Origin of the sequence: Burkholderia sp. IMCC1007 (assembly GCF_027257875.1) — a bacterium.
Taxonomy (GTDB): domain Bacteria; phylum Pseudomonadota; class Gammaproteobacteria; order Burkholderiales; family Burkholderiaceae; genus Burkholderia.
In genome coordinates, this window is record NZ_JAPVQY010000007.1 from 194,303 (window position 1) to 218,081 (window position 23,779).

At 63.5% G+C, this 23,779-nt stretch carries 21 protein-coding genes; 13 read left to right on the forward strand and 8 right to left on the reverse strand.

The annotated features are described in order from the left end of the window. Positions 1 to 44 precede the first annotated feature (44 nt). The 3 genes from O1Q03_RS09810 (at position 45) to O1Q03_RS09820 (ending at position 3,899) form a co-directional block, all read left to right on the forward strand. Positions 45 to 1,493 carry an MFS transporter gene (locus O1Q03_RS09810; RefSeq protein WP_269503070.1) on the forward strand — a complete coding sequence of 483 codons (1,449 nt, stop codon included), beginning with the start codon at positions 45 to 47 and terminating at the stop codon, positions 1,491 to 1,493. A gap of 268 nt (positions 1,494 to 1,761) precedes the next feature. Then, positions 1,762 to 2,757 carry a DapH/DapD/GlmU-related protein gene (locus O1Q03_RS09815; RefSeq protein WP_269503072.1) on the forward strand — a complete coding sequence of 332 codons (996 nt, stop codon included), beginning with the start codon at positions 1,762 to 1,764 and terminating at the stop codon, positions 2,755 to 2,757. A 317-nt stretch (positions 2,758 to 3,074) separates the two neighbouring features. Further along, positions 3,075 to 3,899, forward strand: coding sequence for a PGN_0703 family putative restriction endonuclease (locus tag O1Q03_RS09820; RefSeq protein ID WP_269503073.1), 825 nt, complete (start codon positions 3,075 to 3,077; stop codon positions 3,897 to 3,899). A 302-nt stretch (positions 3,900 to 4,201) separates the two neighbouring features. On the opposite strand, the gene O1Q03_RS09825 is transcribed toward O1Q03_RS09820, so the two are convergent. The 3 genes from O1Q03_RS09825 to O1Q03_RS09835 form a co-directional block, all read right to left on the reverse strand. Beyond that, the gene (locus tag O1Q03_RS09825; protein ID WP_332112523.1) at positions 4,202 to 4,780 is read right to left on the reverse strand and encodes a LysE/ArgO family amino acid transporter; all 579 of its coding nucleotides are present in this window, start codon (positions 4,778 to 4,780) and stop codon (positions 4,202 to 4,204) included. A 125-nt stretch (positions 4,781 to 4,905) separates the two neighbouring features. Beyond that, a complete protein-coding gene (locus O1Q03_RS09830; RefSeq protein WP_012371965.1) occupies positions 4,906 to 5,232 on the reverse strand; it encodes a hypothetical protein in 327 nt (108 codons plus the stop codon). Between the two features lie 565 nt (positions 5,233 to 5,797). Next, the gene (locus tag O1Q03_RS09835; RefSeq protein ID WP_269503075.1) at positions 5,798 to 6,679 is read right to left on the reverse strand and encodes an AraC family transcriptional regulator; all 882 of its coding nucleotides are present in this window, start codon (positions 6,677 to 6,679) and stop codon (positions 5,798 to 5,800) included. Positions 6,680 to 6,828: 149 nt separating this feature from the next. Here O1Q03_RS09835 and O1Q03_RS09840 point away from each other — a divergent pair, with 149 nt between their 5' ends. The 3 genes from O1Q03_RS09840 (at position 6,829) to O1Q03_RS09850 (ending at position 10,312) form a co-directional block, all read left to right on the forward strand. Continuing rightward, entirely contained in the window at positions 6,829 to 7,806 is a 978-nt protein-coding gene (locus O1Q03_RS09840; protein ID WP_269503076.1) for an oxidoreductase, read from the forward strand. A 105-nt stretch (positions 7,807 to 7,911) separates the two neighbouring features. Then, positions 7,912 to 8,883, forward strand: a complete 972-nt coding sequence (locus O1Q03_RS09845; RefSeq protein ID WP_269503134.1) for an aldo/keto reductase — start codon at positions 7,912 to 7,914, stop codon at positions 8,881 to 8,883. A gap of 376 nt (positions 8,884 to 9,259) precedes the next feature. Next, the gene (locus O1Q03_RS09850; RefSeq protein WP_269503079.1) at positions 9,260 to 10,312 is read left to right on the forward strand and encodes an alpha/beta fold hydrolase; all 1,053 of its coding nucleotides are present in this window, start codon (positions 9,260 to 9,262) and stop codon (positions 10,310 to 10,312) included. 133 nt (positions 10,313 to 10,445) lie between these two features. Here the strand turns inward: O1Q03_RS09850 and O1Q03_RS09855 are convergent, their stop codons facing one another. From O1Q03_RS09855 to O1Q03_RS09865, 3 genes are all read right to left on the reverse strand, one after another. Beyond that, a complete protein-coding gene (locus O1Q03_RS09855) occupies positions 10,446 to 11,609 on the reverse strand; it encodes an MFS transporter (protein WP_269503081.1) in 1,164 nt (387 codons plus the stop codon). A 502-nt stretch (positions 11,610 to 12,111) separates the two neighbouring features. Continuing rightward, positions 12,112 to 12,540, reverse strand: a complete 429-nt coding sequence (locus O1Q03_RS09860) for a hypothetical protein (protein WP_269503082.1) — start codon at positions 12,538 to 12,540, stop codon at positions 12,112 to 12,114. Positions 12,541 to 12,682: 142 nt separating this feature from the next. Beyond that, positions 12,683 to 13,066, reverse strand: coding sequence for an ATP-dependent protease (locus O1Q03_RS09865; protein WP_269503083.1), 384 nt, complete (start codon positions 13,064 to 13,066; stop codon positions 12,683 to 12,685). A 285-nt stretch (positions 13,067 to 13,351) separates the two neighbouring features. Here O1Q03_RS09865 and O1Q03_RS09870 point away from each other — a divergent pair, with 285 nt between their 5' ends. After that, positions 13,352 to 14,479: an aminotransferase class V-fold PLP-dependent enzyme gene (locus tag O1Q03_RS09870; RefSeq protein ID WP_269503084.1), complete on the forward strand. Its 1,128-nt coding sequence runs from the start codon at positions 13,352 to 13,354 to the stop codon at positions 14,477 to 14,479. A gap of 217 nt (positions 14,480 to 14,696) precedes the next feature. Here the strand turns inward: O1Q03_RS09870 and O1Q03_RS09875 are convergent, their stop codons facing one another. Then, a complete protein-coding gene (locus O1Q03_RS09875) occupies positions 14,697 to 16,997 on the reverse strand; it encodes an NADP-dependent malic enzyme (protein WP_269503085.1) in 2,301 nt (766 codons plus the stop codon). Positions 16,998 to 17,134: 137 nt separating this feature from the next. Between O1Q03_RS09875 and O1Q03_RS09880 the strand changes: the two genes are divergently transcribed. The 6 genes from O1Q03_RS09880 to O1Q03_RS09905 all read left to right on the forward strand — a co-directional run bounded on the left by O1Q03_RS09880 (position 17,135) and on the right by O1Q03_RS09905 (position 22,943). Beyond that, a complete protein-coding gene (locus O1Q03_RS09880; protein WP_269503086.1) occupies positions 17,135 to 18,106 on the forward strand; it encodes a LysR substrate-binding domain-containing protein in 972 nt (323 codons plus the stop codon). Positions 18,107 to 18,429: 323 nt separating this feature from the next. Further along, a complete protein-coding gene (locus O1Q03_RS09885) occupies positions 18,430 to 19,383 on the forward strand; it encodes a choline ABC transporter substrate-binding protein (protein WP_269503087.1) in 954 nt (317 codons plus the stop codon). A gap of 100 nt (positions 19,384 to 19,483) precedes the next feature. After that, positions 19,484 to 20,413 (forward strand): 3-keto-5-aminohexanoate cleavage protein, encoded by a 930-nt coding sequence (locus O1Q03_RS09890; protein ID WP_269503088.1) that lies wholly within the window; start codon positions 19,484 to 19,486, stop codon positions 20,411 to 20,413. Between the two features lie 88 nt (positions 20,414 to 20,501). Further along, the gene (locus O1Q03_RS09895) at positions 20,502 to 21,467 is read left to right on the forward strand and encodes an L-carnitine dehydrogenase (protein WP_269503089.1); all 966 of its coding nucleotides are present in this window, start codon (positions 20,502 to 20,504) and stop codon (positions 21,465 to 21,467) included. Positions 21,468 to 21,471: 4 nt separating this feature from the next. Next, positions 21,472 to 21,960: a thioesterase family protein gene (locus tag O1Q03_RS09900; protein WP_269503090.1), complete on the forward strand. Its 489-nt coding sequence runs from the start codon at positions 21,472 to 21,474 to the stop codon at positions 21,958 to 21,960. Positions 21,961 to 21,980: 20 nt separating this feature from the next. Next, the gene (locus O1Q03_RS09905; protein ID WP_269503091.1) at positions 21,981 to 22,943 is read left to right on the forward strand and encodes an alpha/beta hydrolase; all 963 of its coding nucleotides are present in this window, start codon (positions 21,981 to 21,983) and stop codon (positions 22,941 to 22,943) included. Between the two features lie 195 nt (positions 22,944 to 23,138). On the opposite strand, the gene O1Q03_RS09910 is transcribed toward O1Q03_RS09905, so the two are convergent. Next, positions 23,139 to 23,441, reverse strand: coding sequence for a DUF4148 domain-containing protein (locus tag O1Q03_RS09910; RefSeq protein WP_269503093.1), 303 nt, complete (start codon positions 23,439 to 23,441; stop codon positions 23,139 to 23,141). Positions 23,442 to 23,779 lie beyond the last annotated feature (338 nt).

A 23,779-nucleotide genomic window follows, 5' to 3' on the forward strand; every position in this document is an offset into this window, starting at 1 on the left:
GGCCTGTTGGCCTGGCTCGACATTCCATTCTTTGCGGAGACAGCATGTCCAATCCATACGCGCTTGCCGTGACGGCGCGCATCGACCGTTTGCCGCCGACGGCCACCATCTGGGGCCTCGTGCTGATGCTGAGCGTCGGCGGATTCTTCGAGGTCTACGATCTGTTTCAGATGACCTACCTGCCGGCCGGCCTCGTTCGCGACGGCATCTTCCACGTCGGCGCGAAGGGCCTGTTCGGCCTGTCCGATCAGGCGACGCTCGGCGCGGCCACGTTCATCGGCCTCTTCATCGGCGAAATCGGCGTTGCGCCGTTGGCCGACCGTTTTGGCCGGCGCACCGTCTTCACCGGGGCGCTGCTGCTCTATACGGCGGCGAGCCTCGCGATGTGCGCGCAGAACACCGCGGCGGGCATTCACCTGTGTCGGCTGATCGCCGGCATCGGCGTGGGTGCCGAGCTGATCGCGATCGGTGCGTTCCTCACGGAGCTCGTGCCGAAGGGCATGCGCGGCCGCGCGTTCGCCGTGTGCTTCGCGATCGGCTATCTCGCGATGCCGGTGCTCGCACTCGCGTCGTGGTTGCTGATGCCGCGCGCGCCGTTCGGCATCTCAGGCTGGCGCTGGATCATACTCGCGGGCGGCAGCGGCGCGGTGATCGTCTGGTGGCTGCAATCGTGGCTACCCGAGTCGCCGCGCTGGCTCGCGATGCGCGGCCGCACGGACGAAGCCGAATCGGTGTTGCAGACCATCGAGGCGCGCGTCGCGCGCGATCACGGCCAGCCGTTGCCCGACGTGCCGCCGGTCGTGACGATCGAAGCGGCGAACGCGCGTGCGGCGTCGATGTGGGATGCGCGTTATCGCGGCAGGACGCTGACGTTGATCGCGTTCAACGCGTGCCTGAGCATCGGCTTCTTCGGCTTCAGCCAGTGGCTGCCGAGCCTGCTGGCCGCGCAGGGCACACCCGTGACGAAGAGCCTGCTGTATGCGTTCGTGATTGCATTCGCGTATCCGGTGTCGCCGTTCGTCGCCGGCGCGATGGCCGATCGTATCGAGCGGAAGTGGCTGATCGTCGCGGCCGCGATCGGCGTCGCGCTGTTCGGCACGGCGTTCGCGCTGTCGTCGTCGGCCGCGGCGGTGATTGGCTTCGGAATCCTGATCACGTTCTGCAACACGACGCTCGCGAGCAATGCCACCGCCTATCAGGCGGAAGTCTTTCCGACCGCGATCCGCAGCCGCGCGCTCGGCTTCGTGCATTCGTTCGGGCGGTTGACCGGTGTGGCGAGCAGCTATGTCGTCGCGCTGATCCTCGAGCATGTGGGAGCGCCGGGCGTGTTCGTGCTGATCGGCGCCAGCATGGTGGTCGTGGTGCTGTCGATCGGCGTGTTCGGGCCGCGCACCAATCATCGCTCGCTCGATGAGATCGCGGCGGCGGATGGCCCGCAGGTGGGTGCAGCGGATGTGTATCGCGGGTCGGCGGTGCGCGCGAGGCAGCGGTAGGCGAGGAGGGCGGCGGTTCGATCAGGCTGCGCGCCGCGAGGGAGATACGGTAAGCCCGCCCATACTCAATGACCAGGACCATGTCTCACGAAATGCGGGAGTGGCCATGATGTGTCGATAGCCGGCTGCGGACGATTCCACGCGAGCGCCGGTCGCCGTTTATGCGCATGCTGCCGACGTGCGCGAGTAGCGACTGCTTACCGGTTGCGGAGCTTGACCGGCGGTCGGCGCAGCGATTCGTCATACGCGGGCAGTCGGTGTCGCGCACATGTTCGACTATGATGGGCGAGCGATGGGCGCCGAGTATGAGCGCTCAGCGGATGTTTCCAGTTCAACCTTCGTGTTTCGAATAGAGGACATTTCGATGGCTATCGTGCGAACCGGCCACCGGTACCGTGATACTGATTCGGGCAAAACGATCGACGTCTGGTTTCCAGCAGACGGAAGCGGAAAGAAGCGTAGCTGCCTCGCCGAAAAGGTCGGGCTCATTTCCGGCGATTTCGTTGAAGTGACGATCGACTCGCTCGATACCCCACCCGTTTCGACGGAGGATGCGTACCTGCGGCTACACCTGCTCTCCGAAAGATCGGTCAAGCCGAATGAAATCAATCTCGATGGCATCTTCGGACTGTTGCCCAATGTCGCGTGGACGTCCGCGGGCCCGGTGTTTCCCGGCAGCGTCGAGGATCTGCGGGATCGGGTCGCGTCCGAATATCATCACCTGACCGTACCGTCCGTCGACAAATTTCCGCGGATGTCGGATTACGTGGTGCCCGAAGGCGTGCGCATCGCCGATGCCGATCGCGTGAGGCTGGGCGCGCACCTGGCAAGCGGCACGACCGTGATGCACGAAGGTTTCGTCAACTTCAACGCGGGCACGCTCGGCCCGTCGATGGTCGAAGGCCGGGTGACGCCCGGTGTGACGGTCGGCAAGAATTCGGACGTCGGCGCAGGTTCATCGATCATGGGAACGCTGTCCGGCGGCGGTAAAACCCGCAATTCGATCGGGGAGCGCAGCCTGCTCGGTGCGAACGCCGGCATAGGCATTTCACTCGGTGACGAGTGTATTGTCGAAGCAGGCCTTTACGTGACGGCCGGTACGAAGGTGAAGATGCCCGACGGGCGCGTCGTGGCGGCGCGCCAGTTGTCGGGGCAGTCCGGCTTGCTGTTTCGCCGAAACAGCCAGACGGGTGCGGTCGAAGTGCTGCCCACCGATTCTTCCCGGTGGGGCGGGCTGAATACGAACTTGCATAGCAATGACTAGGTAGCGCTGGTCGCGCGACGATCGCGCGGGTGTGCGGCTCTTCGCATTGGGCTATCCAAGAAAATGGTTCTTCGTGGATTTCCGTGGGCGTCGCTTCCCGACCCACTGCCGTCATTCGCGCCTCCACCGCTGCGACGACCGCTTCCAAGACGCAATGGCCATTGCGGTCGACTCGCTCCCTATGTAGCATCTTCCGGCATGTCGACGACTTGGGCGCGGCGGGTTTCGGTACGGCAGGCGGAGTTGACAGCTTTCGCGCAGAGCAATCGCATGCTCGTCCCGCTCGAAGGCCGAGTGTTGGGCGTCGAGCAGTACATTTGGCTGAATCGATTCGCAAGTGCCTTGTTGGCTCGGTCGTTTGCCATATTCGTCAATCCGATGCGGGGGGATGCATGCACGGCCAACCATTTCTACCCGGAATTCCCGTCAATCATGTGCTTGACCGCCTCGCAAAAGCCGGAGGCAAAGAGATTGAATCCGGCAAGTTTTCGAGCCCGGAAAGCTCCGCGGCACTCGCAGTCAATTGTTTTGGCTGGTTCATTGAGCGACCTCACCAGCTGCCGCCATTGAAAGGCGTCGAGGACGCAGGCGTTCCGGAGCTGGTAGACATCGAATTTTGTGCGCGATTTCCCTGGGCGGGAGGGCGCCATCCTTGGCTCGACGCCATCGTGCAGACGCCCAGGTGTCTCATCGGAATCGAGAGCAAGCGTTTCGAGCCCTTCCGCGACGCGAAATCGGTCAGCCTGTCAGACGCCTATGATCGGCCCGTGTGGGGCGCCAATATGAAAGGTTATGAAAGGATGCGAGACCGATTGCGCTCCGGAGATGTGAGGTATGTGCACCTCGATGCCGCGCAACTGGTCAAACACGCGTTCGGTTTGGTGACCGAAGGCGGCCGACGCAACCGGGCACCCGCGTTGTTCTATGTATTCGCTGAACCCGCGGCGCGAGGCGGTCTTGCCATCGCACCGGATAACCTCGTCCGGCACCGGGACGAAATTGCCAGCTTTGCAGAAGCGGTTGCAGGTGACGCAGTGACGTTTCATTACGCGAGCTACAGGGAGTGGCTTGAAACCTGGTCTCTGCTTGAAAGCCAAATCGCGGCACATGGACAAGCAATCATCGATGCGTTCGAACCATGACAGGAACACGCGGAACGCATTGCATCGCCACCGCCGTTGAAATGGCGCGGGCCAAGCGCAGCCCGACGATGCAGTCACACCGCATAGGCGACAGGGGATGACGGGGGCCGACCCGTAAGCGCCGTTCGACGGCGCAGTGCTTTGACGACGGATCACGGGTCACAACAGTCGTTCCTTTCCTGCCTTGCCGTCTGCCGTGACATCGTTGTTTGTCGGGCTACAAGAACCCTTCTAGCGCGGCTTGCGAATCCGTCATGAAGACATCCGGGATTGCAGTCGAACTTGGATGCGGCGATCCAGCTTCAAAGTCTGGAGATCGCTAGATGGACCGCCAAAGTTAGCATCATCGCCGCTGCGAACGCGTCGAGCATCCGCCATGCGATAGCGCGAGCGAAGAGTGATCTGCAAGACCGGGCACCGTAAGTCAGCAATAAAAACCACGTCAGCGATGCCAGCACGGCACCGACTGCGAGCGATAGACGCGAGTCGGCCGGCCGGTTTGCGATGATCGAACCGAATACCAGCACCGTGTCGATCCAGGCATAGGGATTGAGTAAAGAAACGGCCGCCGTGGCGAGCAGAGTTCGACGGAGCGACTGACCAACCGCGGCTTCAATGTCATCGACACTCTTTCTGCGAATCGCGGAGCGCAGCGCGATCAGTCCATTGCATGCGAGATAGACGATTCCGCCAAGAAACGCGACGGATAGAAGGCTTGGGCTGCGTGACACCGCTGCAGCGAGACCTCGGGACCCGGCCGCAATCAAAAGTGCGTCACTTCCCGCGCAAACGCACGCAATGAGCAGGGGATAAGCACTCGGACGATCGCTTACCGATGGGACGACGAGTCCGCATCCAAGGCAATGCGTATTCGGGGTCAGGAGTCACAAACAGCGGGTGCCGGTAAGGTCCTGTCGTTGATATTGCCTATCGGCGTGCAAAGTGCGGGCCGAAGGGCAAACAGCCCCGGCGTGAAACATACATGAAACCGGGGCTGTCGGGTACGTCAATGCAGTTGTCGCTTTAGATCGGAAAGTTCCGAATGCATCGTACTTACTGCATTCATGATCTTGGCATCAAGACTGCCGGCCTGTTGGCAAGCGCGCTCTGCACGATCACCGATTCGTTCGAGATCGTCGACGCATTGCCGCATACGATCTTCATCGTTGGACGCCATGAGCTTCTTCGCCGATTTGCATTCCTTGTCCAACTCATCCACCCAGTTGATCAGGTCCTTTGGAATCGTCCTGTCGGCGTGACAGGTACGTGATGCCTCGCTCACGGTTTGCTGCAGATGGGTAAAGCGCTTTTGGATTTCACTGGCTTGCAACATGATGAACTCCTCCTTGAACGTCGGTTCCAGATGCGCTCAGGCAGCAGATAACTCCGGCGTTGCACGTGGTATCGCCAGTCGCTCGCTTCATTCGGCCAGGCGGCAACACTGCATTGCATCAAAACTGCAACCGAGCCCGCAGAACGTGTAAATTGTAGTGTAGGCCATTACCGCAGGGAGTAGTAATCCGGGCAGGCCGCCAGGATGCGACATCGGACACGCGGTGCAACAGTTCGAGCACTTGCACGCGGGTCCTGAAGCAAGGGCACTTTATGCGCTGATGCGATTGGTCGAGGGGCTTGATCCGTCCTTTCGGGAGTGATCGCAGCCGTGGTGGTCGCGCCCATGCGAGCGCGATTGGGCAAGCCCACCCCTAATCTGTGCTCGCGCTCGCAGATCATCAGCGGACCGAGTCGACCCGTTGCTGCCGGTCGACCGCTGGAGTTCCAATGGCGGGTATCAGATCGTTACCGTCATTCCATACGTTGTAGTAAAGCTGATCGGTATCCGCTGCGGGCCACATGCCCCTGGAGGAAGATTCGAACGGGAGAAACCTTTGGCATCGCTAGTCTGCAACGCAATGGGCGCGCTCTCCTGCCCCGCGGAACCGGGCCATGTCACGCGCGGGAGACGCTCCAAAATAGCGTGCGTATTCACGGCTGAATTGACTCGGGCTTTCATATCCCACGCTAAAACCGACGCCTGCGACATCTCCTTGTTGCGCTAAAAGTCGGGCGCGAGCGGTCTGGAGGCGGATTTGCTTTTGATATTGAAGCGGGCTCATGGCGGTTGCCGCCTTGAAATGGCGGTGGAAAGATACCGGGCTCATCCCTGCCAACGCGGCCAAGCGTTCGACCCGCACCGACTCCGAAAAGTTGGTGCGCAGCCATGTGATGGCACGGCTCACCTGCGAGAGGCGACTGTCCGCCTTGGCCATCTGACGGACCATGGGGCCACACGGGCTTTGCAGAATCCGCCAGAACACCTCGCGCCGGCTCATGGGCGCAAGGACTGCAATGTCCTCCGGCCGGTCGAGCAACCTGACCAATCTCCACATCGCATCAAGCAAATCGGGCCCAGCGTGGTTGACTTCCACGCCGGCGGCGCCCCCCTGAGGCATCATGGGCTCGGCGATCAAGCTCGCGAGCATGCCTAAGTCCAGGTCCAGCGTGACGGCGGAGTATGGCGCCTGTGTGACCTGTCCTGTCGCTGGCAGGTCCACGGAAACGGTTACGTAGTCGCCCGGTACGATGTCGAATATCCGGGCGCCGAGCACCGTCCGCTTTGCCCCACCGAGGATCAGGGCCAGAACCGGCCGGTGGACCACGTAGGTGACCACCGAGAGATCCGTCTCGACATAAAGCGTCAGCCCGCCAACAGCGGTTTCAGTCGGGCCTTCCTGGCCATGGCGCTCGACCAGCGCGCGAAGTTCATACAAGTGGTCCAAGCCTGCCTCCAGACGCCTCAGAGTGCACCCGCTCCGGAAACACCAATCGATAGGATTGTGCAAGAAATTGGCGGCATCGCGCTACCGCCGCGAACGGTCCCTGCGATTCAATGGAGCGTCCCAAACGCAGAATTGAACGAGGAAACCGTATGACGCATACCCCTCAAAAACCAATCGGGTCAGGCTTCGGCCCCGCCTCGACCGCCGACGAGGTCATCCGTGGCATCAATCTTACAGGCAGGACCGTCGTGGTAACCGGTGGCGCTTCAGGTATCGGAATCGAGACCGTTCGCGCATTCCGTTCCGCAGGCGCCGGGGTCATCGTGCCGGCCCGCGATACAGCCAAGGCCAAAGCAGCCCTCGCGACCATGCCTGACGTCATCGTTGAAGCTATGGACCTGCTGGAGCCTACAGCGATCGACCGATTCGCCAGTCGCGTTCTGTCGCTGACGGACAAGCTGGACATTCTTGTCAACAATGCTGGAGTCATGGCCGCACCGCTGACACGCGATGCGCGCGGCTACGAAATGCAGTTCGCGGCCAATCACCTCGGCCATTTCCAACTCACTTGCCGGCTATGGCCCGCACTCGTGCGTGCGGAGGGGGCTCGCGTCGTAGCGCTCAGCTCCTACGGACATCGCCGCGCCGGCATCGATTTTCGCGACCCTCATTTCGAGCGGCGTGAATACAACCGATGGGCAGCCTACGGCCAGGCCAAAACCGCGAACGCCTTGTTCGCCGTCGCGCTGGATTCAATCGGCCGCCACTGGAACGTGCGCGCATTCGCCGTCCATCCCGGTGGCATTGCCACCCCGCTAGCGCGCCACATGCTGCCCTCCGAGATCGAGGCGAGCCAGATCTTCGATGCGGAGGGCAAGCCGGTCATTGATCCGGAAAACAACAAGAAGACGCCCGAGCAGGGGGCCGCCACCTCGGTGTGGTGCGCGACGAGCCCCCAGCTAGCCGGCATGGGCGGCGTCTACTGCGCCGATTGCGACATCGCCATCGCGCTTCCCAGCGACGGGAGCGCTGAAATGCACGGCGTCACTCCCCGTGCCATCGACCCCATCTCCGCCGGCCGCTTGTGGCAGCTCAGCGAACAGCTAACGGGCGCGACGCTGGATTGAGCAAATCGATGCGACTCGGGACAACCAGTCGCGCTTATCACCAACCACTATGGCAACTTAGCCAGGAGAAAAAACATGCGAACAGTATCACTCGGGAGCCAAGGCATGGCGGTTAGCGCGCAAGGCCTTGGATGCATGGGAATGAGCACCACCTACGGGCCTAGCGACGAGCAGGAAGGCCTTGCAACCCTCACGCGAGCCCTCGACCTCGGTGTGACGTTCTTTGATACGGCGGAGGTCTACGGCCCATTCATGAACGAGGAGCTTCTCGGCAAGGCCTTTATAGGCAAGCGCGACAAGGTCATCCTGTCGACCAAGGCAGGATTCCGCTTCACCGAGCACGGCAAGATCGCCATGGAAGGTGAGAAGCCCTTGGTCACGGGCGATCCGTCGCATATCCGACAGTCGATCGAAGGATCGCTGCGTCGCCTGAGGACCGACGTCATCGACCTCGTCTACCTGCATCGCATCGATCCAGCAACGCCGATCGAAGTGACGATCGGCGCGCTGGCCGACCTCGTGCACGAAGGCAAGATCCGCTACCTCGGCCTTTCGGAGGCATCGGCAAAGACGATCCGGAAAGCCCACGCGGTTCATCCGCTCACGGCCGTCCAAATGGAATATTCCCTGTTCGAGCGTGGCGTCGAGCACAACGATGTGCTGGCGACCGTCCGAGAGCTGGGAATCGGTTTTGTCTCCTACTCGCCGCTCGGCCGTGGCTTCTTGACCGGTGCGCTGAAGAATCTGGATAACCTGCACCCGACCGACTTCCGCCGGTTCGATCCACGCTTCCTGGGAGAGAACCTCCAGTCCAATCTACTGTTGGTCGACCGCATCACCGAGCTCGCTGAAGCAAAGGGCGTCATGCCGTCGCAGCTCGCCCTTGCGTGGGTGACGAGTACCGGAACGGTGCCCATTCCGGGAACGCGACGCATCAGGTATCTCGAAGAGAACGTCGGCGCAGTCGCTATCACGCTGACCCAGGAGGAGATGAACGCCTTGGATGCAGCCGCTCCGTTCGGCGCTGCAGCTGGCGAGCGCTATTCGTCCGGAATGATGGCTACACTCGGTCACTAGGACACCCCATCAATCAGGCGCAAAGCCGTGTCGAAGGAGTTCAGTTCGTCGCGTCGCACCGCCCCTTAGCGCTCTGGCGCTCGGGGCCGCCGTAGCGTAGCTGGTTGTTATCGGGTGTTTGTCTTACGTGTAACGGCTCGTACCGGATTGTTGACCTGATTCAAGAATATCCAAACAGGTACAGTGACGGTGACTGCGCAATTCACCTTGCACCGCTTGTATGACACACCCGCATCGTCATCTTGCGTCCTGCAATCGTGACGGGTTTGTGTTCGTTTCGATTGAGCTTGCAACCCTTTACGGATCGACTAACATTTGGCGAAGGCACACTCGTCCAGCCGTTCGTCCGTTAGCCGAATCGACCAGGGAGAAGAAAATGCCACAAGAGATTGACTCACGTCGGCGTGGCTTCGCGTGCATGGCGGCCGGTGCGCTCGTTGCGGCGCAATTCGAAGTACTGCGATCCGCCCAGGCCCAGAATCCATCTTCGAAAACCCCATCGATTCCGCGAATCCACCCGGGCGCTCACACGTCGTTCACGTCGATCAAGCAGGTGAATGCGGGGCTCCTAAACATTGGCTACGCCGAGGTCGGTCCGGCGGACGGGCCACCCGTCATGCTTCTGCATGGCTGGCCGTATGACATACACAGCTTCGTCGACGTTGCACCGGCGCTCGGCGCGAGGGGATACCGGGTGATCGTCCCTTATCTGCGCGGTTACGGCACGACGTCCTTCCTGTCGGACCAGACCATGCGCAACGGTCAGCCAACGGCCGTCGCGCTCGACATCATCGCGCTGATGGATGCACTCAGCATCCAGAAGGCTGTCTTTGGCGCGTTCGACTGGGGCGCGCGTACCGCCGACATAATCGCAGTGCTGTGGCCGGAACGATGCAAGGCACTTGTTTCGGTGAGCGGCTACCTGATCGGCAATCAGGAGGCGGGAAAGAAGCCGCTGCCACCGGAGGGCGAGTTGCAGTGGTGGTATCAGTTCTATTTCGCAACGGATCGCGGGCGCGCGGGCTATGAGAAATACACACACGACTTCATCAAGCTCATCTGGAAGCAAGCCTCTCCGAAATGGAACTTTGACGACGCCACCTTCGAGCGAAGCGCACCGGCTTTCAAAAACCCCGACCACGTCGCGATCACGATTCACAACTATCGCTGGCGACAAGGTCTCGCCACGGGCGAGGCGAAATACGACGAATACGAGCAGCGGCTTGCGTCGGCGCCGCCAATCACCGTTCCCAGCATCACGATGGAGGGCGATGCCAACGGCGCCTTTCATGTGCCGCCGGGCGTCTACGCGCCGAAGTTCACGGGCAAATATGAACATCGCACGCTCACCGGCGGCATTGGCCACAATCTCCCGCAGGAGGCGCCGCGAGCGTTTGCGCAGGCGGTGATCGACGTCGACAGATTTTGACCCGGAAGACCGACGCCCGCCCTGAAGGCGGGCGTCGGTACACGTTTGCGGCTATCCTCGGCTACCTTTCGGGCGCGAGCCAATCGATTCGGCGATGAATTGCGATTTGCGATGCGGCCATACCGCGATGCGCCTACTGTGCGCGCATCGATACCGGCCTGTCTTGCAGGATCGCAAGCATCAGCGCCGCGAGGCCGCACACCGCAATGAGCGTCAGCAACGCGGCCCTGCCGATATTGACCAGCACCCAGCCGCCGATCGACGGGAAGCCAAACACGCCGATGAAATACGATGTGACGAACCACGTCAACGCGGCGCGACGGTGCATGTCTGCGGAATCGTTGACCGCCTGCGCCTGAATGACCGGATACACGAGACCGTACCCCGCGCCAAGCAATACCGCAGCCGCAGACTGAAACGATACGTGGTACGGCACGCCGAACATCGCGACGATGCCGAGCACCATCATCACGAGCAATCCCTTTGTCGCAACTTCCGGGCGCATGCTAACGACAAATCGCGAAAGCACCCAGCGGGCCGCGACCACCGTTATCGTGTACAGACTGAAGAAGGTGCCTGCGCGGGCCTGAGTGCCTTGCACGAGAGACATCTGGAACGTCATCAAGCCTGAGAACACGCAGGCGCCGAGCGCGATCATCGCAATCGGAAACATCGCACGGGTACGGGCGATTGCGCCAATGTCGCGCAGCCATCGTTCTCGCGCGGGAGATACGGGCAAGTGCGGAGAAAGTCGGCCGAATATCTCGAGTGTCAGCGACGCGATCACGCACAGTCCTCCAATGACATAGAGCGCGCCGCTAATCGACCAGTGCAGCGAGCGAATGGCGAAAGCGGCAAGCGCCGGACTTGCGCCAATACCCGCCATTTGAATTGTCGAAAAACGGAAAAACCACAATCCGCGATCCCTGTTGCTCGTTCGTTCGGCGAGCGACATTGGTGCGGCAAGATGGAACGTACCCCAGCCGAATCCGACGAGGAACCCGGGCAAAAGACCGACGATGCCTGCACGCCCGACGAGCGCAAACCCCGCGACGCCGGCACCGACACAGAGCGCCGCAATGGCGCTCATCCGCGTGGCGCCGATATGCTGCGAGAACCAGCCGACGAGCGGCACGCCGATAAACGTACCGCCCATCGCTCCGGCGAGGGCCACACCGGTATCGAGATCGCTTCCGCCGATCGACCCGAAGCGCATCGACAGCAAAAAGGTCGCCCCGTATCCACCTGCGGTAAGCAGGGTACCAACGAGAAAGAGCAACGCACTGTGTGGGCGCATGGCCTGAATCCGAGGGTACTGGTGGTACTGGTGTGCCAGTGACGGCCAGTGATCGCCAATAAAGTACCCAGGCCGAGTTGGGCTCCCCCGGATTTCTGGGTACGAAGCCGTTCGCGTGACAGGCACAACTGCCTGTCGGCTCCGCCCGGCCCGCAAAGGACGCATGCGGAGTGTTGGGCACTTTAACTCATCATGTCGCGCGGGGCGGTTTGCTTCCAACCTTGTTCCCCGAAACAAACGGATCGCCCCGGGAGTGCCCACCCTGCAATTTGCCGTAGTTGTCGGATTTGCAATATTGGAACTTTGGTCCAATACGAGTTCGGGAGCACGAGACTGCGTCCTGATCTCAGCGACTGCTTCTAAAACAGTAGCCGACACCTGAACGTCTGGAGGACGATGCGAGTGAATGCCCCTTCCTGGCCGGCTGCCGCCTGACGCGGCCGGCTGTATCCGCCCCCTAACACCCGTTGCTACTTGCAAGCGCGGGCCCTCGCCGACCGGCTCAGCCGTGAGCCCGTGAAGCGAGGGTGTCGGACGGAGGACCTCGTCGGGCTTTACGGCGCGTCAAAAGCCAGAAGACATACGCGGTCGAAGCGCCGGCAATCCATACGGGGAGAACGGAAATTGTCCATTCCGTCTGCCAGAAGGGAAGGCTCAGCGCTGGCAGTGAACTGGCAACCAATAGATAGCGGATTTGGTACCGGTTCATCCACTGAAGAATGGCTGCCAGCGGCAGCCCGTAAAACCAAGTGAAGACATAACCAACGGCCGTGCTGTTGATCGAGACGCCGATGAGTGACTGAAGCGGCGGCAGGCCCCACACCGAAGGGTAAAACCACTCATGCAGCACGAAGAACAGCCATCCGCTCGTGAACGGAATAATCAGTGGGGCGACAGCTGCAGCAACGAGATTGGCTAGAACATTCTTCACGATCTTCGTCCGGTGATGAGCCGTTGCACGCCGAGGACGGGGTGTCAGAGCCCAACGGCCACCCGTTTCCGACGATCCGAAAGCGTGGCTTTCCCTTGGCGGATCGGTTGCAGCGACTCGCGACTCCAACGACAAGCAATGCTCAAAGATCTCCGCGCGCTTCACCGGTTCCCAGCGCGGTCCGCTGGCGGTTGACTTCCGCCCAAAGCTCATCGCTGTCGTCCTCGCGCAGCACGACCATCCAGTCCAGTTGATCGTCGGTGACGCCGAAGTAGTCCAGGATTTCCCGCCGAACCGCGTCGATGAACTCCGCGTATTCCGGGGTTGCCTGCGCTTGCGCATGCAACGCGTCGTAGGCTGCATCGTCCGCGCCGCCGCCGTGTTCATCGATGTAGCGCGAGATCCACTGGTCTCGTTCGTGGTCGTAATCGGCCTCGGCGCGCATCGCTTGCACAGCCGTGTAGAAATCCAGTTCGGCAAACGCGGCGATCGCCGCCGTTGTCGCCTCGTCGAATTGAGTCGTCATTGCATCCCTCAAGTTGGTCATCGCACATCATCGCACGGGCCGCACCGGGGCAGGTACCGGACGCACCGACGTTGGCCCGTGAACCGCACGAAATGGCCGACTGCCGCTACACGGCACAGCCAGGTTTCACGCACTGCACAAAACCCCCAAAACCCGACCTCCCGTCGCTTTCGTTAGAATCGGTCGTCGTCCAAGCAAAAAACGCAGCTTTGCATGAGCGCAGCGGTGTCCACCACGAATCCCGCTCGCTCTCATTACATGGTTCATCCTTTACCGGAGGCGAACGTGCCAGGATTACTTCCCGATGTCGACCGAGACGGGCTGCTCGAATATTCGGTGGTGTACACCGATCGGTCGATCAATCATATGTCGCAGCGCTTTCAAGGTGTCATGCGCGACATTTCCGCCGCCCTGAAAAAGGTCTACAACGCGAAGGCGGTGGCGATCGTCCCGGGCAGCGGCACGTTCGGCATGGAAGCCGTCGCCCGCCAGTTCGCGACGAACAAGAAGTGCCTGGTCATCCGCAACGGCTGGTTCAGCTTCCGCTGGTCGCAGATTTTCGACATGGGCAGCATTCCGTCCGAATCGATCGTGCTGAAGGCGCGTCCCGTCGAATCGGGAAGGCAGTCCGCCTTTGCGCCGGCCCCGATCGACGAAGTCGTCGCGGCGATTCGCGAACACAAGCCGGATCTCGTCTTCGCGCCGCACGTCGAAACCGCGTCCGGGATGATGCTGCCCGACGGCTATATGCGCGCGGTGGCCGACGCCGTGCATGCGGTCGGCGGCATGTTCGTGCTGGATTGCATCGCGTCCGGCACGATCTGGGTCGACATGGAGGCGAGCGGCGTCGACGTGCTGATCAGCGCGCCGCAAAAGGGCTGGAGCGCATCGCCCGGCTGCGGGCTCGTGATGCTGAGCCCGCTCGCCCGCGAGCGTATCGATGCGACGACCAGCACGAGCTTCGCATGCGATCTGCGCAAGTGGCTGCAGATCATGGAAGCGTACGAGGACGGCGGCTTCGCGTATCACGCGACGATGCCTACGGACAGCCTCGCGACGCTGCGCGACGTCATCAAGGAAACGGAAGCGTACGGCCTCGACAAGGTGAGGGCGGAGCAGCTCGAACTCGGCACGCGCATCCGCGCGCTGCTGGCCGAAAAGGGTTTCAGGAGCGTCGCGGCGAAGGGCTTCGAAGCACCGGGCGTCGTGGTCTGCTACACGGACGATGACGACATCCGGTCCGGCAAGAAATTCGTCGACGTCGGCATGCAGATCGCGGCCGGCGTGCCGCTGCAATGCGACGAGCCGGCGGATTTCAAGACGTTCCGGATCGGCTTGTTCGGTCTCGACAAACTGAATGATGTCGATGCCGCGGTCGCGAGGTTTGCGAGCGCGCTGGAGCGTGTTCTATAGAACGTTTCTCTCTGAAAGAGAGAATGGCGGCGCATGAAGTGGCGAGCCGGGTTGTTCGGCGCCACTGAATGCGCCGCCTGCACTGTGTGACTCGGCGGCTTCCCAGAAAAGCGGCGAACGCGTTAAAGATCGAGCAGCAACGCTGGAAGTGCCGAACCGAACCCTTCCGGATCCGGCTATCCGCCGCTCGACGAACGACTTTGCCGCGAAGAATCGATCAGCCGGCCACGTTGCGATTCGCCTGGATCACCGTCAACGCGGTCATGTTGACGATCCGTCGCACGGTGGCGCTCGACGTCAGAATGTTGACCGGCGCATTCACGCCGAGCAGGAACGGCCCGACCGCGACGTTGCTGCCGGCCTCGGTCTTCAGCAGGTTATAGGCGATGTTCCCCGCATCGACGTTCGGACACACGAGCAGGTTCGCCGCGCCCTTCAGCGGCGACATCGGCAGCAGTCGCAAGCGCAGCGCTTCGTCGAGCGCACAATCGCCGTGCATCTCGCCATCCGCCTCGATATCCGGCGCCTGCGCGCGAATGATGTCCAGCGCCTTGCGCATCTTCACGCCCGACGCCGCGCTGCCCGACCCGAAGTTCGACCGCGACAGCAACGCAGCCTTCGGCGTCAGGTTCAGCCATTCCATCTGGCGCGCCGCGGCGATCGTGTATTCCGCGATCTGTTCCGCATCGGGGTTGTCGTTGATGTGCGTATCCACCAGCGCCACCGTGCGCTGATTCAGCAACAGGATGTTCATCGCCGCGTAGGTCGACGCATCGGGCTTCTTGCCGATCACTTCGTCGACGAAGCGCAGGTGATTGTGATACTCGCCGACGGTCCCGCAGATCATCCCGTCCGCGTCGCCGAGCCGCACCATCATCGCGCCGATCAGCGTCAGCCGACGCCGCATTTCGACGCGCGCCATCTCCTTCGAAATGCCGTCGCGGCAGCGCAGTTCCCAGTACGTCGTCCAGTATTGCGGGAAGCGTTCGTCGTATTCGGGATTGGTGACTTCGACGTCCTCGCCGAGCCGCAGGCGCAAGCCGAACCGCTCGATACGCGCGAGCAGCACTTCCGGACGGCCGACCAGGATCGGGCGCGCGAGCTTCTCGTCGACGATGACCTGCACCGCGCGCAGCACGCGCTCGTCTTCGCCTTCGGTGAACACGATGCGCGCGTTGCCGCCGTCACGCACGAGCTGACGCGCGGCCGCGAACAGCGGCTTCATGAACGCGCCCGAGTGATAGACGAACTGCTGCAACTGCTCGACGTATGCGTCGAGATCCGCGAGCGGGCGCGTCGCCACGCCGCCTTCGATCGCCGCCTTGGCCACGGCCGGGGCGATACGCACGATCAGGCGCGGATCGAACGGCTTCGGAATCAGGTATTGCGGACCGAACGACACTTCGTCGCCACCGTAGGCTGCCGCGACGATGTCGTTCTGCTCTTCCTGAGCAAGGCCGGCGATCGCGTGCACCGCGGCGATTTCCATTTCGCGGGTGATGGTGGTTGCGCCCACATCGAGTGCGCCGCGGAAGATGTACGGGAAGCACAGGACGTTGTTGACCTGGTTCGGGAAGTCCGAGCGGCCCGTCGCGATCACGACGTCGTCGCGCGTCGCATGCGCGAGTTCCGGGAAGATTTCCGGCGTCGGGTTGGCGAGCGCCAGAATCAGCGGACGCGGGCCCATCGCCTTCAGCATCTCGGCGCTCAGGATCCCGCCGACCGACAGCCCGAGGAACACGTCCGCGCCGCCGATCACATCGGCGAGCTTGCGCGCATCGGTTTCCTGCGCGAAGCGTTCCTTGGCCGGGTCCATCAGCGTGGTGCGGCCGCGATAGACGACGCCTTCGATATCGGTCGCCCATACGTTTTCGATCGGCAGCCCGAGGTCGACGAGCAGGTCGAGGCAGGCCAGTGCCGCGGCGCCGGCGCCCGACGTCACGACCTTCACTTCCTTGATCGACTTGCCGACCACCTTCAGCCCGTTGATGAACGCGGCGGCGACGGTAATCGCGGTGCCGTGCTGGTCGTCGTGGAAGACGGGGATCTTCATCCGCTCGCGCAGCTTGCGCTCGACGGTGAAGCATTCCGGCGCCTTGATGTCCTCGAGGTTGATCCCGCCGAACGTGGGTTCGAGGCCGGCGATGATGTCGACGAGCTTGTCCGGGTCGGTCTCGTTGATCTCGATGTCGAACACGTCGATGCCCGCGAACTTCTTGAACAGCACGGCCTTGCCTTCCATGACCGGCTTCGACGCGAGCGCGCCGATGTTGCCCAGACCCAGCACCGCGGTGCCGTTGGTGATGACGCCCACCAGATTCCCGCGGCTCGTGAAGCGGTGCGCGTTCAGCGGCTCGGCGGCGATCGACTCGCAGACGCTCGCGACGCCGGGCGTGTACGCGAGCGCGAGATCGCGCTGGGTCACGAGCGGCTTGCTGGCGACGACGGAGATCTTCCCCGGGGTCGGAAACTCGTGATAGTCGAACGCTGCCTGTTGCTGAGTCTCTGTCTGTTTCATGTTCTCGGGTCCGGGCGTGCGCGCCAGGCCAGTCCCGACGCGATCCATGAGATGTGATTCTAGGCAGCGGCTATAAGGAGATGATTTTGTTTTACTATCGGTCCATCACTTTTTTATGATGCATGGTTGACCAGGCAATGACATTCGACGCGAACGACGTGGTCAGGCGGCTCGGCGCCCGCCTGAAGATGCGCCACCTGATGCTGCTGCTGCAGATCCAACAGCACGGGTCGCTGACGCGCGTCGCGGAGCACATGGCCAGCAGCCAGCCGGCGGTGACGAACGCGCTGTCGGAGCTGGAAAGCATGTTCGGCACGCCGCTGTTCGAGCGTTCGTCGCGCGGCATGCGGCCGACCGCGCTGGGCGCGGTGGTGCTCGAGCGGGCCAAGGCGATGCTGAAGGATCTCGATCACCTCGCTCGCGAGATGGAGGCGGTCGCGGCCGGCCACGCGGCGCACCTGCATATCGGCGTGATCCCGTTCATTTCGGGCCAGATGCTGTCGGCGGCGCTCAAGCGGCTGCAATCGCGAATGGAGCGGCGCCTGACGGTGACGATCCACGAAGGCACCAGCGACCAGTTGCTGCTGCAACTGCGCGACCACAGCGTCGATCTCGTGATCGGGCGTGCGTCGTCGGCGGTCGATCTGGGGCAGGTGTCGTTCGAGGTGCTGTATCAGCAGCAGCCGCGGATGATCGCGAGCCGGCGGCTCGCCGCGAAACTGGCCCGCACGCGGCTCGACTGGGAGAAGCTGCACGCGCTGGACTGGATTCTCGGCGCGCCGCACACGCCGATGCGCGAGCAGGTGGCCGACCTGTTTCTGTCGGCGGGCATTGCGCCGCCGGTGCCGATCGTCGAAAGCTACTCGTCGAAGCTGATCGGCGAGATGATCGCGTCGAGCGACGAGGCCGTGTCGATCGTGCCGGCCGATATCGCGGAGGAACTGGTGCGCATCGCCGGCGTCGCGATCGTGCCTTACTCGCTGATCTGGACGCTGCCGCCGATCGCGCTGTTCACGCGCTCCGCCGAATCGCATTCGCCGGCGCGGGATCTGCTCGTTCAGGCGCTGCGCGAGATCTGCAAGGAGACCTATGTCGACGTGCCGCGATAGCGCTCGGTCGCCGGTGCGTGCGTGCCGTTACGCTCGCGCGCTCGCTGAACCGGACGCCGCATTCCATCCGCCCGCACTCCCGCTCCGGAGCGGCAACGCCCACGCCGCATCCGGACAAACCCGTCCCCGCCGACGGTCGTCTCAAACGCCCGTCACACAAGCCATAGCCCGTTCGTAGTGGTTTCCACCCATAGTCGCAAATAGTCAAGAACAGGTCGCCGCCGGTCGTCTTGCGACCAATATGGCTCGTTACTTTTACTCCCACGATGCAGGCCGGGACGCACTCCGCGCACCGTTGCACATCGGTCCAACCGGGAGAAACCATGAAGTCGACAAAGATCGCCGCGTTCGTCGCGGCCGTGCTGGCGACCGGCGCATTCGCGACCGTGGCGCAGGCCGAAACGGATGCCGCGACCTGCCGCAACGTACGCTTCGCGGATATCGGCTGGACCGACATCACGTCCACCACGGCGCTCGCGTCGACGGTGTTCGAAGGGCTCGGCTACAAGCCGACGACGACCATCGCGTCGGTGCCGATCTCGTTCGCCGGCCTGAAGAGCAAGCAGCTCGACGTGTCGCTCGGCTACTGGTGGCCGGTGCAGCAAAAGCAGCTTCAACCGTTCCTCGACAGCAAGTCGATCAACGTCGTCGAACCGCCGAACCTGTCGGGCGCGAAGGCGACGCTCGCGGTGCCGAGCTACGCATACCAGGCCGGCCTGAAGACCTTCGAGGACATCGCGAAACACCGCGCGGAGCTCGACGGCAAGATCTACGGGATCGAGCCGGGCAGCAGCGCGAACGCGACGATCCAGAAGATGATCGACACGAACCAGTACGGGCTCGGCGGCTTCAAGCTGGTCGAATCGAGCGAGGCGGGGATGCTCGTCACGGTCGAGCGCGCGATCCGCGAGAAGAAGTGGGTCGTGTTCCTCGGCTGGGAACCGCATCCGATGAACATCCAGATCAGCATGAACTACCTGTCCGGCGGCGACGCGTCGTTCGGTCCGAACTACGGCGAAGCGCGCGTGTACACGCTGACCGCGCCCGACTTCATCTCGCGCTGCCCGAATGCCGGCAAGCTGGTCGAGAACCTGCGTTTCTCGACGCAGCTCGAGAACCAGCTGATGCAGTCGGTGATGAACAAGACGAAACCGGCCGACGCCGCGAAGGCGTATCTGAAGAAGAATCCGCAGGTGCTCGACGCGTGGCTCGCCGGCGTCAAGACGTTCGACGGCAAGGACGGGTTGCCCGCCGTGAAGGCTTATCTCGGCCTGTAACGGCCCGTGCGCGCCGCATGTATGCGGCGCGCAGCGACGAATCATCTGCAGTACGACGGAAATCGAGCGACACCATTCGAATCAAGCGAGGGCTCACAGCATGAACCACGAAGTCATCATCACCTGCGCCGTTACCGGTGCGGGCGACACGGTCGGCAAGCATCCGGCGATTCCGGTCACGCCGAAGGAAATCGCGGCCGCCGCGATCGAAGCGGCGAAGGCCGGCGCGACGGTCGCGCACTGCCACGTGCGCGATCCGCAGACGGGCCGCGGCAGCCGCGATCCGAACCTGTACCGCGAGGTGGTCGATCGCATTCGCTCGGCCGACGTCGACGTGATCATCAACCTGACGGCCGGCATGGGCGGCGATCTGGAAATCGGCCCGGGCGAAGATCCGATGCGCTTCGGCAAGGGCACCGATCTCGTCGGCGGCCTCACGCGCCTCGCGCACGTCGAGGAACTGCTGCCGGAAATCTGCACGCTCGACTGCGGCACGCTGAATTTCGGCGACGGCGACTACATCTACGTGTCGACGCCCGCGCAACTGCGCGCCGGTGCGAAGCGCATCCAGGAGCTCGGCGTGAAGCCGGAGCTGGAAATCTTCGATACGGGCCATCTGTGGTTCGCGAAGCAATTGCTGAAGGAAGGACTGCTCGACGATCCGCCGCTGTTCCAGCTGTGCCTCGGCATTCCTTGGGGCGCGCCGGCCGACACCGGCACGATGAAGGCGATGGTCGACAACCTGCCGCCGGGCGCGCACTGGGCCGGCTTCGGGATCGGCCGCATGCAGATGCCGATGGTCGCGCAGGCGATGCTGCTCGGGGGCCACGTGCGCGTGGGTCTCGAAGACAACATCTGGCTCGATCGCGGCGTGCATGCGACCAACGGCACGCTCGTCGAGCGCGCACGGGAAATCATCGAACGGCTCGGCGGCCGCGTGCTGACGCCGGCCGAAGGGCGTCGCAAGCTCGGCCTGCCGACGCGCGGCGAGCGTCCGCTCGAACGCCGCGCGGTGACCGAATTCGCGTGAGCGTTTGCAACTGATCCAGCTTTATTGCGGCGGCGCGCGCACGAGCGCGGCCGCCGTCCGATTCCCCTGATTTGAAGGATGCGTTGACATGGCTTTGAAGACCGACATCAAGACGTTCGCCGCGATCGGCACCGGCGTGATCGGCAGCGGGTGGATTTGCCGTGCGCTCGCGCACGGCCTGGACGTGGTCGTATGGGATCCGGCGCCGGGCGCGGAAGCGCGGCTGCGCGCGAACGTCGCGAATGCATGGCCTGCGCTCGAGCGCGTCGGCCTCGCGCCGGGCGCCGACCCTGGGCGGCTGCGCTTCGCGTCGACGATCGAGGCCTGCGTCGCCGACGCCGACTTCATCCAGGAAAGCGCGCCGGAGCGCGAGACGCTGAAGCTCGAACTGCACGAACAGATCAGCCGCGCGGCGAAGCCCGACGCGATCATCGCGTCGTCGACGTCGGGGCTGCTGCCGACCGACTTCTACGCGCGGGCGACGCATCCGGAGCGCTGCGTGGTCGGCCATCCGTTCAATCCGGTCTACCTGCTGCCGCTCGTCGAGGTGCTCGGCGGCGCTCGCACGTCGCCGGAAGCCGTGGAAGCGGCGATGGAGATCTATCGCACGCTCGGCATGCGGCCGCTGCACGTGCGCAAGGAAGTGCCGGGCTTCATCGCGGACCGCTTGCTCGAAGCGTTGTGGCGCGAGGCGCTGCATCTCGTCAACGAAGGCGTCGCGACGACCGGCGAGATCGACGACGCGATCCGTTTCGGCGCGGGCATCCGCTGGTCGTTCATGGGCACGTTCCTGACCTACACGCTGGCCGGCGGCGACGCAGGCATGCGACACTTCATGCAGCAGTTCGGCCCCGCGCTCGAACTGCCGTGGACGAAGCTGGTCGCGCCGAAGCTCACCGACGAACTGATCGACAGCGTCGTCGAAGGCACGAGCGCGCAGCAAGGCACGCGCAGCATCAAGGAACTCGAGCGCTATCGCGACGAGTGCATTACCGAGGTGCTGAAGGCGATCGCCGCGGTGAAGGCGCGGCACGGGATGCGATTCGAGGACTGACAACATGACCGGCGATACCCCGCTGACGATCTACCGCGACGTCGTACGGCCCGAGTGGGTCGACTACAACGGCCATCTGCGCGATGCGTTCTATCTGCTGATCTTCAGCTTCGCGACCGATGCGCTGCTGGACCGCATCGGTCTCGACGACGCCGCGCGTCGCGAGCGGGGCCGCTCGGTCTATACGCTCGAAGCGCATGTGAACTATCTGCAGGAGATCAAGGAAGGCACGCACGTGCGCGTCGATGCGCGGATGTTCGCGCATGACGCGAAGCGGCTGCACCTGTATCTCGAACTGTTCGCGGACGGGCGCGACGGCGCGGTGTCGGCGAGCGAGCAGATGATGCTGCACGTCGACACGCGCGACGGCGCGAAATCGGCGCCGTTCGACGACGACGTCGCCGCGCGCGTGGCCGAGCTTCACGCGTTGCAGCGCGATTGCGCGGCGCCCGCGTATGCGGGCCGCGTGATCGGCCTGCCGCCGCGCCGTTGATTTCGCCGGCAGCGCGCCCGATGCTCGAACCGGAAATCGCCGCGTTCGTCGCGGCTGTCGATGCGGCGTATCCGGCCGATATCGCGGCGCGCTCGCCCGACGAACAGCGCCGCCTCTACGATCGCTTCGCCGCCGCATGGACGCCCGCCGCGTTGCCGGCCGGCGTCGTACAGCACGATGCGGTGTGGCACGCGCCGGACGGACGCGCGATCGCACTGCGGCGTCATGCGCGCGCGCACGGTGCGCCGCGTGGCACCGTGCTGTTCTTTCATGGCGGCGGCTTCGTCGTCGGCTCGCTCGACAGTCACACGCTGATCACCGCGCAACTCGCCGCCGACACGGGGCTGGCCGTGATCGCGGTCGACTACCGGCTCGCGCCCGAGCATTGCGTACCGGCCGCACTCGAGGATTGCCTGGCCGTCACGCGCGCCGCGCGCGACGCATCGCACTGGCCGTTCGACGCCTGCGCACGACCGCTGACGCTCGCGGGCGACAGCGCGGGCGGCAATCTCGCGGCAGCGGTCGCAACCGCGCTGCGCGATGCGAATGAAGGGAGCGTCGACGGCATCGCGCTCGTCTATCCGCTGCTCGGGCTCGAACCGCAATCACCCGCGCGCGAAACGGAAGCCCACGCGCCGATGCTGACGCTCGACGACGTGCATCGCTATCGCGCGTTGTACTGGGGTGACGTGGATGCGGATGCCCCCGCGTCGAACGACGATCCGCTGCTGCGTGCATCGGTGCCGCTTGCCGCATCGCGTTTCGACGCGTTGCCGCCCGTGCTCGCGATCGGCGCGGAGCACGATCCGCTGCGCGACGATGCGCGCGTGTACGTCGAACGGATTCGTGCGGCCGGCGGCGCCGCGCGTTACTGGATGGGGCAGGGGCTCGTGCACGGCTGCTGGCGCGCGCTCGGCACCAGCCCGCAGGTGGCGCGCATGCACCGGATGGTCGGCGCGTTCCTGCTTGCCCCTCGCGGATGACCGGGCGCTCACGCCCGATCGCCCTATTTCCCTGAATACGAAAAAGCGCCCGGACGCGATGCGCCCGGGCGAAGCCACCCGCTGCCGGGCGGCGGAGGTATGCGTTTCATGAAAAAAGACGAGCCCGCACAGCGGGCTCGTCCGGTTACAGCTTCATTGCGCGATGCGCGGTGCGCCCGCCGGGGGCGCGTCGGCTTACTGGCCGAAGAAGACCGAGTCGCGAGCGTTCGACGACGCTGCGGTAGCCGGGGCGCCCGAGTGGACGACCGGAGCCGGCTGTGCGCCGTAGCCGCTGGCGTCGGCACCATGAACGCGCGCTTCCGCCGACTGGATGTCGTTCGGGTAGTACGGGCTCGACAGGCCCGGCTTGTAGCCGGCTTGTTCGAGTTGAACCAGTTCGTTGCGGACTTGCGCGCGGGTCACGGTGCTTTGTGCGAAAGCGCTGAACGAAGCGGACAGGGCGACAGCGGCAACAACTGCGGAAACGAGCGATTTCATGATGACCTCCGGTGTTTTATTGGGTTCGCGTTCGACACCATGTCTGAAGCGATTGACTAAATCTTAGTCACCGGGGGCTTCAGGGTAAACGCTGAATTCGACGATAGATTGTTTCCTGGTTGGTAACAGTGGCGGCTTGAATCAGTCTTTCAACGCCCTTTCATTTCCGTCTGCGTAATAAGTCTGAAGAATGGCGGGCCGACGGCAAGCCGCTCAGCGTGCCCCGGCCGCTGCGTCGAACGGCTTCGCGAGCGGCCGCCCGGCGTGTGCGTCGGCGCTCAGGAAACGCACGCCCGTCGCGGTTTGCGACGTTTCCCACGGCAGCGCGGCCATGGCCA